The organism is Peribacillus sp. NPDC096540 (genome assembly GCF_050278525.1).
In the GTDB taxonomy this organism is placed as follows: domain Bacteria; phylum Bacillota; class Bacilli; order Bacillales; family DSM-1321; genus Peribacillus.
This window is the reverse complement of record NZ_JBNNTG010000037.1, coordinates 1-17364: the sequence shown is the minus strand read 5'-3', so window position 1 is coordinate 17364 and position 17364 is coordinate 1. Positions and strand designations below refer to the sequence as shown.

The following is a 17364-nucleotide window of genomic DNA, read 5'->3' as shown; positions in this document are numbered from 1 at the left end:
GGGAAATAATGATGGCTTATAACAAGGTGGAAAATGTTACAAATCGTACATTTGAAAGAACATTGACATATGACAAATACACGGATCCGAAAGTTCTCGAAAAGGAAATCGATCTAGTATTCTCTAAATCTTGGCAGCTTGTGGGTCATGTCAGTCAATTGGAAAAAGTGGGATCATTCTTTACGACAGAAGTAGCAAATGAGCCGATCATAGTAAACCGCGGCCAGGATGAGGTGATCCGCGCTTTTTATAACGTTTGTCCGCATCGTGCCACTAAGCTTGAAAAAAGTGAATCAGGCAAGAAGAAAATTTTACAATGCAGTTATCATGGTTGGACGTTCAAATTGGATGGGAAATTGAACAAAGCGCCGAATTTTAAAGGAGAAGATGAAGCCTGTGTACAAGATGCCTGTCTACGTTCCGTTCGTATGGAAATCTTGGAATCTTTAATCTTTGTCAACTTGGATGATAACGCGAAACCGCTTAGCGAATCTTACGGCGATTTCTTCGACCGTTTAAGAAAATATCCATTTTTAAGTGAGTTAAAAAGAACTAGCCAAAAAACTCGGGTGATTAAGGCAAACTGGAAAGCGTTTATTGATAATTATTTAGAATGTGACCATTGCCATGTAGCTCATCCAAGCTTTGTTGCAGCACTCGATATGGATGATTATCAAATCATTACATGTGATAACTATTCACTACAAGGATCAATCGTTAAACCGGATAAAAATTATGGAACAGTGGATTTAAATCAGGCAGAAATGCAAGGTGGTTCTTTTTTCTGGCTGTGGCCTAACTTGATGTTGACAATTTATCCAGGTCCCGGAAATATGGCAACCATTCAAATGGTGCCGATTGATCATGAAACGACTTTAGCTGTTTACACTTATTATTTCCGTGATGAGAATTTGACTCAGGAAGAGAAAGACCTAGTTACATTTGCTGAACAAGTCCGACAGGAAGATGTGGAACTTGTAGAGCTAGAACAAATTGGTTTCCGCTCTCGTGCATTTAATAAAGGTAGATATTCGTCTTCGGAAAAAGCAATTGTTCAATTTCATGAAATGGTATTGGAGGCCCTAAATGAGTAAATTAGCGAATCAATTGAAATCAATGAAACAATATCTGATGATCAATGGTGAAAAAGTCGAAACGGAAAGCTATGCCCCGCTATATTCCCCTTATTCCGGGGAAGAAATCGCCCAAATTGCCATGGCGGATAAAGAGCTGACGGAAAGGGCGATTGCAGCCGCCTACAATGCGCGCGAAGTCATGGCAAAAATGCCAGCATATCAAAAGGCGGATATATTGGAGAAGGCTGTCGCGTTATTAATGGAGAATGCGGAAGAAGCGGCAGAAATCATATCCCGTGAATCAGCCAAACCGATCATGTTCGCAAAAGCGGAAGTTGGAAGGACCATCGAAACGTATAAGTTCTCGGCTGAAGAAGCTAAAAGAATTCACGGTGAAACGATTCCTTTTGATGCAGCCGTTGGTGGAGTTGGAAGAATTGGTTACACATTAAGAGAGCCGATTGGGGTCATTGGTGCAATCACTCCATTTAACTTCCCTATGAACCTTGTTGCTCATAAAGTCGGACCAGCAATCGCGGCAGGAAATACCATTGTTTTGAAGCCAGCGTCGCAAACTCCACTGTCTGCGCTTTTTATAGCAGAAATTTTTGAAAAAGCGGGTCTTCCAGCTGGTGCATTAAATGTGGTGACAGGTCCCGGCAGTACGGTTGGAGAAGCGATTGTGGAAAACGACCGAGTAAGCATGGTTACATTCACAGGCAGCCCGAGCGTCGGAATAGGCATCCGTAATAAAGCGGGCTTGAAAAAGACGACCCTTGAACTTGGCTCAAACTCGGCATTAATTATTGACAAAGGCATTGAAATTGATCAAATTATTGATCGTTGCATCATGGGTGCCTTCTCCAATCAGGGGCAGGTTTGTATTTCTCTACAGCGAGTGTATGCTCATGAAGATGTGTATGAAGAATTCGTTGAGAAATTCACTGAAGCTACAAAGAAGCTGAAAATTGGCGACCCGCTTGATCCGGACACATACATTTCTTCCTTAATCTCTAAAGGGGAAGCAGAACGTGTGCTGGGCTGGATTGAAGAAACTAAAGACAGCAAGGCAATAATCGCAGCTGGCGGCAAGCTGCAAGAGGGCATTCTTGAGCCGACAATAATTACAGATGCGGATCATAAGCTAAAAGTTTCTTGCCAGGAAGCATTTGCCCCGGTTGTCATTGTAAATAAAGTGGGTTCTGTGAAGGAAGCGATTGATCAAGTGAATGATTCCCGCTTTGGATTACAGGCAGGGATATACACAAACAATGTGAAAAACGCATTGTACGCATCTCAGGAATTACATGTGGGAGGAGTAATCATCAATGACGTGCCAACCTATCGTGTCGATCAAATGCCATACGGTGGAGTAAAAGAAAGCGGGACTGGTCGTGAAGGAATTAAATACGCTGTGGAAGAAATGACCGAAATGAAATTGGTCGTTTGGAACCAAGACTGAAATCGAGGAGATCATTTATGAAACAATTCAAAATTGCGGTCATCGCAGGAGATGGCATTGGCCCTGAAGTGATTAATGAAGGCATAAAAGTATTAAAAAAAGTGGCTGAACTGGATTCAGGTTTTCAATTGGATTTCACATACTTCCCATGGGGCTGCGAATTTTATGCTGAAAATGGTAGAATGATGGATGATGATGGGATTGATAAGCTGAAAGAGTTTGACGCGATTTATTTGGGAGCGGTAGGGTTTCCGGGCGTTCCAGACCATATTTCACTATGGGAGCTATTATTGAAAATCCGTAAAAGTTTTGATCAGTATGTCAATATCCGGCCCGTGACATTGTTAAAAGGGGCTCACTTGCCTCTCGTTGATGTGAAACGTGAAGATATTGATATGCTGTTCATCCGCGAAAACAGTGAAGGTGAATATTCAGGAGCAGGGGACTGGCTGTTTAAAGGGCAGGAAAATGAAGTTGTTTTGCAAAACGGTGTATTTTCCCGTAAGGGCACGGAAAGAATTATCCGTTACGGCTTTGAAACGGCGAAAAAAGAAGGAAGATCGCTGACGAGTATATCTAAAGCAAATGCCCTTAATTATTCGATGGTTTTCTGGGATCAGGTATTTGAAGAAGTGAGCAAAGAATATCCTGAAGTCGAAACGGCTTCATATCTCGTCGACGCAGCGGCGATGCTGATGATTAAAGATCCGAAGCGCTTTGAAGTCGTTGTAACTTCGAACTTGTTCGGTGATATTTTAACGGATTTAGGTGCAGCGCTTGCTGGAGGAATCGGTCTTGCTGCCGGAGCCAATATTAATCCTGAAAGGGACTTTCCATCGATGTTTGAGCCAATTCACGGTTCAGCTCCTGACATTGCAGGCAAAGGAATTGGTAACCCGCTCGCTTCCATTTGGTCAGCAAGTCAAATGCTCGACTTTTTTGGATATGAAGGACATGGAAAAATTGTTCTTGATTCGATTGAACAACTTCTGTTGGAGGATCGGGTGCTCACCCCGGATATGAATGGTACCGCTACTACTTCCGAAGTGGGTAACCGGGTAACGGAAATCATCGAGTCAATCATTTTATCTAAAGGTATGGCAGTGAAATCACGTATATAACGATATTACGTTTTTAAAGAATGTTAACCCTATCTAATTCATTAGTCCTCGGAATCGATTCGAGGACTAATAACTAAAAGCTATAGAATTTATTTTGCGTGATTAGAAAGCGTTTACAAATAAAGGAGTGTAAGCTGTTGGATGTGTTTTTAACATATTATTAAGAGGTGATTAGATGAGAAGTAAGAACCTGGTCTTTTATACATCATTAGTGATCAGCCTGGGCTTAATAGGCATTGGTGTGTTTTTGCCGAAACAACTAGAAAAGTTTTCTAATGGATCGCTAAATTTTATCTATAATAATTTGGGATGGTTTATTCTTGGAAGTGTCTTTATTTTCTTTGTGTTTTGTATGTATATTGGACTTTCTAAATTTGGTCACATACGTTTAGGTGACGATACCGATCGCCCTGAATATAAAACAGCAACATGGATTGGCATGCTATTTAGTGCTTCTATCGGAATCAGTCTAGTATTTTGGGGTGTAGCAGAACCTGTTTCCTACTATATTAATCCTCCTTTTGGTAAAGCATCCTCCGAAGAGTCAGCAAAGCTCGCAATGCAGTTAGTCTACCTGCACTGGGGAGTTTCCGCTTGGGCCTGTTATGCACTTGTAGGAGTATCTTTAGCATTCTTCCAATTCAGAAAAAAATTACCGTCTTCATTAAGCTCAGTTTTTTATCCGATAATTGGAGAAAAGGTCAGAGGCCCCATTGGCAAGGGAATCGATGTGATTGTTATTCTCTCCATTGTCATCGGGATTGCAACGTCACTAGGTTTTGGTACGTTGCAAGTCAACAGTGGGTTAAATTTTCTATGGGGTCTACCGATAAATGTTAGTGTTCAAACATTTATAATCGTTGTGGTATCCATAATTTATGTAGCATCAACCGTCTCAGGGTTACAAGGAGCCATGAAACATTTATCCAATCTAAATATGTTTCTTGCATTTGCGTTATTGGCCTTTGTTCTTTTTCTAGGACCGACACAAACGATTTTTAAAGTCTTTTTTCAAGGTGTAGGCGATTACGTTCAAAACTTTGTTGGTATGTCGTTCAGGACAGAGCCATATAGCGATAGTAAAGGGACATGGATAGCTAGCTGGACACTGTTTTATTTTGGTTGGTGGATCGCTTGGGCTCCACTTGTAGGAAGTTTCGTAGCCAGAATATCAAAAGGCAGAACGATTAAAGAATTTATGATGGGTGCCGTCTTTATCCCGGTGCTTGGATCATTCTTTTGGTTTGCCGTTATGGGGGGCTCAGCCGTTCATTTAATTCAAAATATGGGTGAAACAGCACTAGCTACTGCTGTTTCAACAGATGTGACATCGGCGTTATTTAAGTTTTTTGAGTATTTCCCAATGGCAACATTTTTAAGTATCTTAGCCATGGCACTTGTACTAATTTTCTTTATCACTTCTGCCAACTCAGCGGTCTTTGTTTTAGGCATGTTTAGTGAAAATGGAAATCCAAATCCTTCTCATATCATTAAAATCATTTGGGGGATTATCATTGCTGCAATCTCGGTTGTATTGATTATGACTGGCGGTCTGGCAGGCTTGCAATCTGCACTTGTAGCTACGGCAGTTCCGTTGGCAATACTCATGCTTATTATGTGTTATTCAACGTATAAAGGTCTTAAAGAGGAAATGCATCTTATGAAGGAGAAGCAAATTAAAAAAACGGATAAAAAAGTAACAGTTGCTGAAAAAAAAGCCTTATAAATTAAATGAAGCGGTTTTTTAACCGATTCGAATAATGGGCACTGCAATAAGGGTGTCCATTATTTGAGTCTTTTTTATCCTTGTGGAAACTTTTTTATATAAATTGTTCCCGATAAATTTTAGGAAATATAGATTAAAAGGAGGTAAATGGTATTGTTATAGAAGGAATGGCAAATAGGCGTTCTAGACTTATTGGTAATGATTAATGGAGGTAGTAATGAAATACGAGGTTATCTTGTTTGATGTTGATGATACATTATTGGAATTTGGTATATCGGAAAAAAAGGCGTTACATGAATCTTTTCTAAAGTTCGGATTGCCTACTGGGTTGGAGGATTATCAGACTAGTTATCAAGAGATTAGTAGGGTATTATGGAGAGATTTGGAACAAGGACTTACTGATTTGTCAGATCTAGGAGTGGAGAGATTTAAGAGGTTGTTCCTCAAGCATGAGCTTGACATAGAGGCAGAGATGTTCAGCCGTGTGTATCTTAACTATTTGAGTAAGGAAATCCATCTTATACAGGGAGCTGTGGAAGTTTGCGAGAATCTAGCAGATTGTCGTCTAGCTATAATTACTAATGGATTCACTGATGTGCAGACATCAAGAATTGGCGGTTCTCCTCTTAGCAATACTTTTGAGCATATTATAATTTCTCAAGAGGTGGGATTCCAGAAACCTGCAAAGGGTATTTTCGATTATGCGTTCTCTAAGTTACAGATTACAGACAAAGCTAAAGTTTTAATTGTGGGCGACTCTTTGACCTCCGATATTCAAGGAGGAATAGATTATGGGATTGACACCTGCTGGTTCAATCCGCATCAAAAGGAAAATAATCTAGGAATTAAGCCAACATATGAAATCTGGAAGCTGATAGATCTTATGCAGGTTGTAGAGTGAACCTTTTAAAAAGAGTGGATTGGAAGTAGAATGTTAGATTTTTGGGAGAATAACAGGTGCGATAAAAGATTGATTACCTGTCTTTCTAATAATAAGCAAGATAAGAAATGAATAAAACAAGTATGGGTGTGTTAGTTTTTTATATAGAAATCCCTGTGCCGATTTATCTATAAAAAGCCGATTTCCTTATGTTTAAGAATCATCGGCTCCTATTTTTCAGATAGAGTTGCGTAGCGTCAGGCTATTCTCTTGGCAAGGTATTAGATTGCTTCACTTCCATTTGAATGGACTGGAAGGGTTCTTTTCCAAAGAAAGCTTGAGCTCTTTTAGCCATTTCATTTAACATCACGTCATTTTCAATTAATTCCCCCCTTATGCGATCTATCAATTGTAGGGCGTTTGGTCCTGTGATTTGCTTTGCTACACGCTCAAGGAGAACTTTCGTATCAACTGAATATTTTTGTGCGAAGCTGTGACACATCACCATATTTTTCCGAAGTGCATAAGAATATTCACTTGTAAAAGCCCTTCGGATGCATCCGCGTGTTCCGGCGTAACCGTATGAAATCTCGGAAGCGGCCCGATAAAAAAGAACTATTCCATCCGCGTGACTGGATTCTGGGTGCAACCGAAGTTCACTTATCAACGAAATTAAATGTTGAACCACTATTTTAGCTGACTCCGTTGTTTTCCACCATTCCATCAAATGTTGGTGATCTTCCATACTTATTTCCAAGGGTTGTGAATTAGGCAATATGCTCTTCTCTCCTTCCTATAGACGTGGGATTGCTTGAATATTCTGGATCCGTGCACGACTGATCTTCCATTCAGGTCCAAAAAAGGCTTTGCCAAGACGTATCGCTTCTTTGATTGATTCTGCGATTTGGCGGTTTAAATATCTACTTTGTTCAATCAAATAAAAAGTATCCGGCTTCGCACCTTTTACTGCTAGTTCAAAATTAGGGTTTAATTGTTTTTCGCTAATACGTAGTGTATCCAGTTCAAACACAAGCATATCCTTTGCAAGAGAAATGGATTCTCCTTGATGTATTCTCATGATTGTTCCACGTACTGCATCAAAACCGTAGCCAATATCAGCTACTGAAGCGTGGTAAGGATTAAGCCCCGGTGCAGTACGGATGGATGGAATATCTCGAAAACCTGTGGTAATGGAACAAACGACTTCTTTAGCAGCTAGACCTTTTTCTAAGGTATTATCAATGGCTTCAAGATAAAAATCCTGTTGATTGGAATTCATCCCCGTAAAAGTAGATGTCATTCATTTGTTTCCCCCTTAGCATTATATGATTAGGATTTTAAATCCTAAATCTTGAAACTAATGATTTTGCTCTACTGTTAAGAAATATACTCCCTTGAATAAGATTATATTTCACCGTATTCAAAAATAATTAGTCGGAAGTTTTTGAGTCAACTGGGCTAGATTTAAATAAAATAGCAGGCCATGCCCATTTTTGGCACTACCCAAATAGAAAAAAGCCTTGCAGAAGTTCTGGATGGTTACCAGCCAGCTGCAAGGCTTTTCTTTTACTCAAAATAGGTATGTAAATTTAAATTTTTTATATAAATTTACATTCAGTATTCTTCTTTTCTATTCCTTCTTTAAGTGTCATATCAGAATGATAACAAGTTCATGGTCACTCTTATTCTAATCCGAATTACCACACACGCAAGCTCGGAGACAGGGAGTAGTTGCTTGAAAAAATTAATTTTTATAGGGCTGAATTAAGAAGATTTTTAACAAGATATCATTCAAAAGTGCTTCTTATATTTCTTTAATTTATAGATGACTGTAGGCTGACTAATTCCCAAATAATCTGCCATCTCGTATGTGGTTTTACATTGTTTGTATGCTTTTGTAATCAGTTGTATTTCAACCTTTTCTAATGTCTTCTTTAGATCGTGATTCTCGTCTGACTCCTGTTCGATTGCCAGGGAAGAGGAATTTTCTGTTTGTTCTATTTGTCCTGTGATGGCTTGGGGAAGGTGTTTGGGAAATATGAAGGGTTCTTCAATGATCAGAATTAACTGTTCAATTAAATTTTCTAATTCGCGTATATTACCAGGCCATTGATAATGAGTCAATACTTCATATGTCGTTGGATGGAATTTTTTTAATTTCTGGTATTTATCATTTGTTTTTTGTAAGTAATGTTGAATTAAGAGAGGTATATCTTCTTTACGTTCATGTAATGCAGGAATTTGGATAGGTATCACATTCAAACGATAAAACAAGTCTAATCTAAACTTTCCTTCACTTACCATCCCCTTCAAATCCTGATTTGTTGCTGCGATTAGCCGGAAATTAATAAAGCTTTCTTTTTTTCCACCGATGCGCTTTATCTTTTTTTCTTGTAACACTTTCAATAATTTAGCCTGCATGGCAAGTGAAAGTTCACCGATTTCATCTAAAAAAAGAGTACCACTGTCAGCTTGTTCTATCAGACCCTGCCTTCCTTGTTTGTTGGCCCCTGTAAAAGATCCAGGTTCATAGCCAAATATCTCTGATTCAAACAAACTTTCCGGTATTGTGCTGCAATTCACCTCAATAAAGGGTTCTTTCTTTCGATTGCTTTGATTATGAACAGCACGTGCAAATGTACTTTTCCCTACCCCTGTTGGTCCTAATAATAGAATCGTGGCATCTGTTTTAGCAACATTGTGGATCGTTTTTAAAATCTGCTTGGTTGCATTACTTCTTGCAATCAAATCGTGGAAATCTAGTTCTTTTTCCCTTAAATCCTCTACTTCTGTTTGATAGCCTTTTACTATTCGTTGTAATTGCTCGTATTGTTCCTGCAATTGCAAAATCTCGGTTTGATCCTGGCCATAGCTAATTACCCTAACGAGAAGGCCTTCTTTATTAAAAATGGGATAGCCCGTAGACATGACAACATGCCCTGTTTGTGTATGCTGCATAATACGCATCGCTTTTTTTTCTTTTAAAACGAGTGCATTGATAGATGGTGTGAGAAGTCCCTCTTTTTCTAATTGATAAACAGATGTACCGATGTATGAGTCAGGTTCCATACCATAAATCTCCCAGAGTTTTGGATTAGAGTATAAAATGATTCCTTCTTCATCTGTAATTGTAATGTTATTATTCGAAGTTTCGATAATTTTTTTTAACTCCTGCTCCAGCATTCTATCATCCAATAAGTTTTCCTCCTTTTATTACTATAGTTGTTGATTAAAATATTAATCAAAAAGAGCAAATAATCAAAAATTAAATTAGGAAATATGGATTTGATTTAATTTTAAATCAAATCCATATAAAAAAATAGCTAAAATCGTCGTAATTATCTGAAAAATAGTTGGCGTGAATCTTGCTTAGTAATATGTAAGATGAAAATTATGAAAACATGGGGGCGTTTACTATGCTGTAGCAAATATCCAGTACATATTGCCAGTGCTTCTACTATGGTTTTCACACGTGAGGGTCTCAAATACAGCGTTCTAATAAAGGCTACAAAAATATTTGCAATAGAAAAAACAGGTGCTTGAGCACATGGTAATACTTTTAATCGATAGATTTACTATGAAAATCTGAGAGTGTTCCTTCCTACTAATCGTAAAGTATATTTAAAAAATCACATTAGAATATATGCCAGGGTTGGGCAGGAGTGGAATTTGTAATAATAAAAATATAGTAGAAATTTAGGAGGATATTACATGATGAAGTATCAACCGAAGGACTCATTCAAATCACCACGTTTTTGTGGAGTACGCACATTTATGCGGCTTCCATTTGTTGAACAGCTAGATGAACATATGGATTTTGTCATTACGGGTATTCCATTTGATTCAGGGCAATCATTTAGAACGGGGGCAAGATTTGGCCCAGAAGCTATTCGCGATTTTTCGATTCTTTTGCGTCCTTATAATCCTGAACAGGATATTAACATTTTTGACTATATATCAGGGATTGATTATGGGGATATTCCAATCATTCCGGGCTATATTTCTGAAACATATAAAAAGATTGAAGAAGAACTTACTCCTGTCATTGAAAAAGGGATCATTCCTATTTCATTAGGAGGCGATCATTCTATTACTCTAGGAGAGTTACGCGCAATCGTAAAAAAACATGGGCCAGTTGCCTTGCTTCAATTCGATGCCCACTCCGATACATGGGATAGCTATTTTGATCAAAAATATAATCATGGAACCGTTTTTCGCCGCGCAATAGAAGAAGGTCTCATTGATGTATCTCGATCTCTTCAAATTGGTATGAGGGGAGGTCTGTACGGACCGGAAGATCTTCAGGATGCTCGGGATTTAGGCTTAGGCGTTTATACGACAAACGATTATAAACGAATGGGTGTCGAAAAGACGCTAGAGGTCATTCATGAGCGTGTAGCAAATGGTCCTGTCTTTTTATCCTTTGATATTGATTTTCTAGATCCTGTTTATGCACCTGGAACGGGGACACCAGAAGTTTCAGGGGCTAGCATTGATGATGCTTTAACTTTAGTAAGAGGATTGACGAATATTGATTTTGTAGGATTTGACCTTGTTGAGGTTTTACCTGCATACGATCACGGACAAATCACGGCCGCCGCCGCCGCTAATATTGTCTATGAGTTCATCACACTTATCGCTCTTGCAAAAAAAGAAAAACTGGAGAAAAAAGAGAGATTGGAAGATTTGGAAACACAGCTTAACAAATAATTTCCTTTTCAATTGGATGGAAGGAATCAGTGAAAATACCCTTCCTTCCATCTTTAAAACACAGTGATATATAAAACCAAACAAACCCAAAAGGAGATGTGTAAATGCATTTTTTGGATATAACGATCATGATTCTATATTTTTCTGTTTTAATCATTGTTGGAGTAATCGGATCTAAACGGGCAAAAACAGCAGATGATTTCATTGTAGCAGGGCGTAATCTAGGTCATTTTATGTATTTATCATGTTTAGCGGCTGTAATATTAGGGGGCGCTTCAACACTAGGAACGGCAAAGTTGGGTTATCAGTTTGGAATATCCGGTATTTGGCTAGTGGTAATGATCGGGCTAGGCATTATCGCAATAGGGTTGTTTTTAACAACTAAGATATTTGATTTAAAAGTTTTGACGATCAGTGAAATGCTGGAGAAGCGTTACAATTCACAAACACGATTGATCAGTGCCTTAGTCTCGGTTATCTATACATTTATGTTGACTGTAACACAAGTGATTGGAATGGGGACGATTTTACATGTTTTGGCTGGTTGGAATTTAACAATTTCCATGATAGTCGGGGGTGGAATCGTTTTATTTTATACAATATTAGGAGGAATGTGGTCAGTCACCATGACTGATGTCGTGCAATTCGTCATTATGACGATCGGTATTTTCTTTATCATGCTTCCAATGAGCATCTCTAAGGCAGGAGGGTGGGGCTCGCTTAAAGAAAATCTCCCTACATCACATTTTGAGTTAGGTAACATTGGCGGAGAGACAATTTTTCAATATTTTTTACTATTTACTTTAGGGGTAGTTGTGGGTCAAGATATTTGGCAGCGTCTTTTTACCGCACGAACCAAAACGATCTCTCGTGGCGGAACGGTTGGAGCAGGAATATATAGTGTTTTTTACGCGATTGCAATCAGTATCATTGGAATGTGCGCTTTTATTATCCTTCCTAATTTAGGCGATCCACAAAATGCATTTACTAGTATAGCAATGGAAACTCTGCCTGTTGGTCTATTAGGTGTTGTCATTGCAAGTGTGGTCTCCGCCCTTATGTCCACTGCTTCAGGAACATTACTTGCTTCATCTACTTTAGTTGTAAATGACATCATTAAAAAATATATCGGTCCAGGAATGAGTGAACGTCAATTTTTAAAAACATCTCGGATTACAACTTTAACGATTGGTGTATTAACCATAATCGTTTCGATATGGATTCAAGACATTTTAGTTGCCTTGGATGTAGCTTACGCAATTTTATCCGGCGCTGTTTTCTTTCCAATCATCCTTGGTTTCTTTTGGAAGAGAGTCACGGCAACAGCTGCATTTTACTCCATACTAGCTAGCATGATCGTTATTATTGTTGGATTGATCATTACTGGGCCTTCCTCCACTCAACCAATTCTATACGGACTGGCTACTAGTTTTGTGGTCATCACCACACTTACATTGCTAAGTTCCAAAAATGAACACGTAAATAAAGATGTAAAAGGTAAAGACGTGGACACCATAGCTAATTGATGTTTCACCTAAAAAAAGCAGAAACGGATTTGAGGAGGAAAGAAAAATGACAAAGACAATATCACTGCAACCCGCAACATTTAATACACTGGAAGAAGAACGTAATCATCGGAAAGAACGGTTAGCAGCTTCATTCCGTCTTTTTTCAAAGTTTGGTTTCGATGAAGGGATAGCGGGCCATATTACGGTCCGCGATCCTAAATATACAGACCATTTCTGGGTCAATCCGTTTGGGATGCATTTTAGTCAAATTTCCGTATCTGATCTTTTACTGGTTAACCATAAGGGGGAAATTGTAGAGGGTGAACATTCAGTGAATGGTGCTGCCTTTGCCATTCATTCAGAAATTCATAAAGCCCGACCGGATGCCATTGCAGCGGCACATGCTCATTCGGTCTACGGTAAGACGTGGTCTTCTTTAGGGAGATTACTAGATCCGATTACGCAAGATGCCTGCCAATTCTTTAATGACCATGCATTATTCGATGATTTTACTGGTGTGGTTTATGCGACTGAAGAAGGGAAACGAATCGCTAGGGCTCTTGGTCAATACAAAGCGGTTATCCTTCGAAACCATGGGCTGTTAACAGTAGGGCAATCTGTAGATTCAGCTGCTTGGTGGTTCATAACAATGGAACGTTCGTGTCAAGCGCAGATTATGGCTGAATCTGTCGGTAAGCCTATTTTTATAGAAGAAGAGTATGCAAAATTAACAGCAGAACAAACCGGAACTGAATATGAGGGATGGCTGAGTTTTCAACCTCTTTGGGATAGAATTAGAAAAGAGCAACCAGATTTCTTGAAGTGAACATAAAAAGTAATTTCAGAAAGAAGATACAAAGAATCAAACGGTGGAGTTCTTGGTTAGGCTTCACCTATTGTAATGAAGATGCAGCGAAATAGACGAAGAATTCAAATTCACAGATTGCCGCCCCTACAATGAATAAAAAGGAATCAATAGGTTCTTGAGGAGGTTTTTATAATGCCCGGTTCTAAGAAAGCAGCTCCTTCACTTTATATAAGGGTCGATATACCGGAAAAATACATTTAAGGAGATTTGTTCTGAAGTCATTATCGAACCTTGGGAATTTGGCGAACCTGAACCAGAGTCCACTGTAGATTTATCAGAGTTTAATGTCCTCTACACGATGGGACTTCACGATAACCTTAACATTCTTAAAAAGGCTTCAAAGATTAAATGGATCCATTCTGACAGTGCGGGAGTGGAGGCCATGCTGAATGAAGACATTCAAAACAGCGATGTTACCATCACCAATGTAAAAGGTTGCACATCTGTCCCGATTGCCGAGCATACAATTGCGATGCTATCTTCATTAGCAAGAGGTGTGCCGACAATAATCAGAAATCAAATAAATAAAAATTGGATGGAAATTCCTGTGATATATATTGAAAAATCAACAGTGGGAATTATTGGGTATGTTCATATTGGCTTTGAAATTGCAAAAAGATGTAAAGCACTTGGAATGAGAGTGATAGGCTGTCGTCGGAATCCGGACAAAAAGAACAAAGAATATGAACCTGCTGATTTGATTATGGGAATGGATCAAGTGGATGAAGTACTTTCTCAATCAGATTTTATTGTATTAGCTCTACCATTTACCAAAGAGACCTCTAATTTTTTAAATAAAGAACGGTTAAATAAAATGAAAAAAGGTAGTTATTTAGTTAATGTTGGTCGTGGTAATACTATTGTGGATGGAGATTTAATTGAATGTTTGAGCAATGGGCACATAGCCGGGGCGGCACTGGATGTGTTTGAAGTAGAGCCTTTACCTAAAGATCATCCTTTTTGGCAACTGGAAAATGTAATAGTTTCTCCACATAACGCATACAACTCTTCAAAACATCTGGATCGTGTGATGGAGTTATTTTTGCAAAATTTAAAGCTTTTTTCTGACGGTAAACCCCTAATGAATGTTGTTGAAAAAAAACTGGGTTATTGACAGTAATGGGCCATTTGAAAAGAAAGCTTCAAAGATCAATGATAAGAATGGAGTACGAGAGCAGACCCTGATAGGGTTTGCTTTTTTTGTTTAAAAGCCACTGCTTATGTTTTTCTTGTATAGGACAATCTCTGAACAGGAAAAGCTGGATGTAAGGAGGCGATGTATGAATGGGTACTTTCGAAGTTATTTCCCTAATGCTAAGCTTTGGCATGTTTGTAATTGCTATTCTTGATTTCAAAAATCATGACAAGAATCCTTGAAGTAACGAAGACAGGCGGATGTTTTGATTAATTATGGAAGCGTTAAAAAAATACCGGATTCTGTATAGAATGTATTGATTTCCTCGTTTCTTTAAACTTGCAGAGAACACCAATATGAGGTGTTCTTTTTGTTGTATAGGTATGCCTTAATTGAAGTAAATCCTTCATTTAACATGTTGCTATCTATATTTACAAAAAATAACATATCATAATAGACCGATTGATATAAATCTCGAGGAGTGATTCTGCTAGGGCAGATAAAAATAAGTAAGTTGAATCACCAAGGATAGTCTGATATATAGCTTAAACGATTAGAGAATGAAACCTGGGTTTGGGAATATGGAAAATTCAAATTTTGCATGTGAAACTAGTGACATAAATGTGAGAGACTGCAAAAGCCTAGAACGCACTTATTAGCTTTTAATAGCTTATAAAGGTATAAGGATAGTCTTTTTTTAACTATCTCATTTTGATGTAACAGAGACCTTTACTCTTCAGTACGAGAGGAGTGGTGGTGGGTTGCTTATTCTCGGTAGAGTACTGCTGGATTACCGATAATTATCAGTGTTCTTTTTTGGGGGAAAATGCGTATTATATTTAGGGAGCAATATATGGTAATTGTCAATTCCTGTTTAGAGAGGGTGTTTAATTTTGAAACAAGTGAAAGGTTTTATCCGAAGCTTCACAATTTTAACACTTGCATTTCTCATGTTTAGCGGAGGGGCAGCTTTTGCTTCTGCTGCTTCAGAATCATCGAATTCTACGCCAGATCTCTTGATTCGGAAAATCATGGGTTTAGCTTATGAATCCCAACAATCGATTAACAGTAAACCTTTTTCTGTTGGTGATTCGTTGAAAAAAGTAGAAAAAGCCTGGGGTCCACCTGAAGATCTAAGTACTGTTGCAGCCAATTATTGGAGCCGTAATGTTCGATTCCTCTATGACGATTCAACAGGTAGAAAAAAGATTACCGGCATTGATGACTTTGATCCGCAGTTGCAAACCATTCATTTATCTGAGTTGAAGGGATTGATTGGTAAACCTGTAAGTGAAGAGGAGCAAGAAGGAATGTACTATGTCACCTATACTGATAACGAAAATTATAAAGTGGTCTTCCTGTTTGAAAGCGCCTGGATAAACCCTGATCCAAAATTGTATATGTATACAGCTGAATCTGCAGATGAATAATGATAAGTAACAAGTCACATAAGGAATCGTCTCTGTATTTTATAGGGACGGTTCATTCAAAAAAATGTTGGCAATAGCAAAGAAAATCCGCCATGTTGGAAAGACGAATTTGAAGAAAATTTCTCAATGAGCTAATAAGGTGTATGGGGAGGAAGATGAAATTCTATTTGTTACGGACTTACATACTTACATACTTCTAATAACAAGCTTTTTCTTCAAAAAAACCGTTAAACCTATATCTAAAATACATAAAAGATAAACAAAAATTATACAAATTACAGCATTTCCTTTTACCAATGTTTTCAAAGATGAAGACGAAGAAGGTGATCAATCTGTGACTCATCGTTTGGTGCTTATTACAAGAAAACCGAAATAAAACATCCTCAAGACTTTTAGTTATGAAAACTTCATCCATCTACTATTTTGAAAAAAAATCCTGTAAGTGGGTATGAGATTTATTTTGTTAATCTCCCCAATAAAATTTTTCATTTGTACGATGGTCATGGGTGCGATATCTTAGCAGCTGATAAAGAAGCTATTAGAGTCCTTTATGAAGAATGTACCGATTGGATTTTGGTTTATGACCGAAGACCTTATGTTTAGGTAGAAAATGATATTCTTCTTCAACTAATGGTGAATTTGCTTAAGATCGGGGCTGTCTTTATGGAAGCTTTTTTTTTATGCAAACTAACAGTTCAGGATAGTGCAATACAAAATTCAATTTATAAAGGGATTTTTACCATTTAAAAAGAATAGTTAATTATAGTAATAAAAAGAAGGAGAGATGAAATGTTTCCAATATTAGAGACAGAAAGACTAATATTAAGAGAAATTACAAAAGAGGATGCAGAAGGTATTTTTGCTTGCTTTTCTAACGAAAATGTAACACGTTATTATGGACAAGATACATTAGAGAGTATAGAACAAGCAGAGAAGTTCGTTGATTTCTTTTCAAATAACTACAATGAAAAAAGAGGCATACGCTGGGGGATTGAAAGAAAAGAGACCAAAGGTATAATTGGAACAATTGGCTTTAATGCTTGGTTGCCTAAACATAAAAGAGCAGAAATAGGGTACGAAATCCATCCAGAGCAGTGGAGAAAAGGATATACTTCAGAAGCAGTATCTAGAGTTCTTTCATATGGTTTTGATGTTATGGATTTAACTCGTATAGGTGCTGTTGTATTTATTGACAATGAAGCATCTAATAGTTTACTAACTAAAATTGGTTTTCAAAAAGAGGGAGTTTTGCAGAAATATATGTATCAAAATGGTGAAGCACATGATACATATGTCTATTCATTACTTAAAAATAATAAGTAAACAACGGATAAAGGACTGTGACGATCAGCTTTTTTTGTATGAAATTACTTTAGTGAAAGGCCATACTTAAATAAGCCCACCATATTCTCATTTTTTTGTATGAAATTACTTTAGTGAAAGGCCAT

At 37.9% G+C, this 17364-nt stretch carries 16 protein-coding genes; 13 read left to right on the top strand and 3 right to left on the bottom strand.

Translation table 11 applies throughout. The annotated features are described in order from the left end of the window. Positions 1–11 precede the first annotated feature (11 nt). The 5 genes from ACQKMR_RS23530 (at position 12) to ACQKMR_RS23510 (ending at position 6286) form a co-directional block, all read left to right on the top strand. Positions 12–1094, top strand: coding sequence for an aromatic ring-hydroxylating oxygenase subunit alpha (locus ACQKMR_RS23530; protein WP_427699453.1), 1083 nt, complete (start codon positions 12–14; stop codon positions 1092–1094). Continuing rightward, positions 1087–2538 carry an aldehyde dehydrogenase family protein gene (locus tag ACQKMR_RS23525; protein ID WP_427699452.1) on the top strand — a complete coding sequence of 484 codons (1452 nt, stop codon included), beginning with the start codon at positions 1087–1089 and terminating at the stop codon, positions 2536–2538. The genes ACQKMR_RS23530 and ACQKMR_RS23525 overlap by 8 nt, the downstream gene beginning before the upstream one ends. A 17-nt stretch (positions 2539–2555) precedes the next feature. Further along, positions 2556–3659, top strand: a complete 1104-nt coding sequence (locus ACQKMR_RS23520; RefSeq protein WP_427699451.1) for a tartrate dehydrogenase — start codon at positions 2556–2558, stop codon at positions 3657–3659. A 175-nt stretch (positions 3660–3834) separates the two neighbouring features. Further along, complete coding sequence (locus ACQKMR_RS23515; RefSeq protein ID WP_427699450.1) at positions 3835–5385, top strand: BCCT family transporter; 1551 nt, start codon at positions 3835–3837, stop codon at positions 5383–5385. 217 nt (positions 5386–5602) lie between these two features. Next, on the top strand, positions 5603–6286 hold the full coding sequence (locus ACQKMR_RS23510) for a YjjG family noncanonical pyrimidine nucleotidase (RefSeq protein ID WP_427699449.1): 684 nt from the start codon (positions 5603–5605) through the stop codon (positions 6284–6286). A gap of 241 nt (positions 6287–6527) precedes the next feature. Here ACQKMR_RS23510 and ACQKMR_RS23505 read toward each other — a convergent pair whose 3' ends face one another. The 3 genes from ACQKMR_RS23505 to ACQKMR_RS23495 form a co-directional block, all read right to left on the bottom strand. Then, on the bottom strand, positions 6528–7040 hold the full coding sequence (locus ACQKMR_RS23505; protein ID WP_427699448.1) for a hypothetical protein: 513 nt from the start codon (positions 7038–7040) through the stop codon (positions 6528–6530). A gap of 18 nt (positions 7041–7058) precedes the next feature. After that, positions 7059–7565: a hypothetical protein gene (locus tag ACQKMR_RS23500; protein ID WP_427699447.1), complete on the bottom strand. Its 507-nt coding sequence runs from the start codon at positions 7563–7565 to the stop codon at positions 7059–7061. Between the two features lie 491 nt (positions 7566–8056). Next, a complete protein-coding gene (locus ACQKMR_RS23495) occupies positions 8057–9448 on the bottom strand; it encodes a sigma-54 interaction domain-containing protein (protein WP_427699474.1) in 1392 nt (463 codons plus the stop codon). Between the two features lie 528 nt (positions 9449–9976). Here ACQKMR_RS23495 and speB point away from each other — a divergent pair. The 8 genes from speB (at position 9977) to ACQKMR_RS23455 (ending at position 17239) form a co-directional block, all read left to right on the top strand. Then, entirely contained in the window at positions 9977–10975 is a 999-nt protein-coding gene (speB, locus tag ACQKMR_RS23490; RefSeq protein ID WP_427699446.1) for an agmatinase, read from the top strand. A gap of 104 nt (positions 10976–11079) precedes the next feature. Continuing rightward, positions 11080–12501, top strand: coding sequence for a sodium:solute symporter (locus ACQKMR_RS23485; protein WP_427699445.1), 1422 nt, complete (start codon positions 11080–11082; stop codon positions 12499–12501). Positions 12502–12547: 46 nt separating this feature from the next. Next, the gene (locus ACQKMR_RS23480; protein ID WP_427699444.1) at positions 12548–13309 is read left to right on the top strand and encodes a class II aldolase/adducin family protein; all 762 of its coding nucleotides are present in this window, start codon (positions 12548–12550) and stop codon (positions 13307–13309) included. A gap of 220 nt (positions 13310–13529) precedes the next feature. Continuing rightward, a complete protein-coding gene (locus ACQKMR_RS23475; protein WP_427699473.1) occupies positions 13530–14465 on the top strand; it encodes a D-2-hydroxyacid dehydrogenase in 936 nt (311 codons plus the stop codon). A gap of 170 nt (positions 14466–14635) precedes the next feature. Then, positions 14636–14728: a putative holin-like toxin gene (locus ACQKMR_RS23470; RefSeq protein ID WP_220126990.1), complete on the top strand. Its 93-nt coding sequence runs from the start codon at positions 14636–14638 to the stop codon at positions 14726–14728. Positions 14729–15388: 660 nt separating this feature from the next. Then, entirely contained in the window at positions 15389–15916 is a 528-nt protein-coding gene (locus tag ACQKMR_RS23465; RefSeq protein ID WP_427699472.1) for a DUF4309 domain-containing protein, read from the top strand. A gap of 423 nt (positions 15917–16339) precedes the next feature. Then, a complete protein-coding gene (locus tag ACQKMR_RS23460; protein ID WP_427699443.1) occupies positions 16340–16519 on the top strand; it encodes a DUF3885 domain-containing protein in 180 nt (59 codons plus the stop codon). Positions 16520–16705: 186 nt separating this feature from the next. Next, positions 16706–17239, top strand: a complete 534-nt coding sequence (locus ACQKMR_RS23455) for a GNAT family N-acetyltransferase (RefSeq protein ID WP_427699442.1) — start codon at positions 16706–16708, stop codon at positions 17237–17239. Positions 17240–17364: the final 125 nt, after the last annotated feature.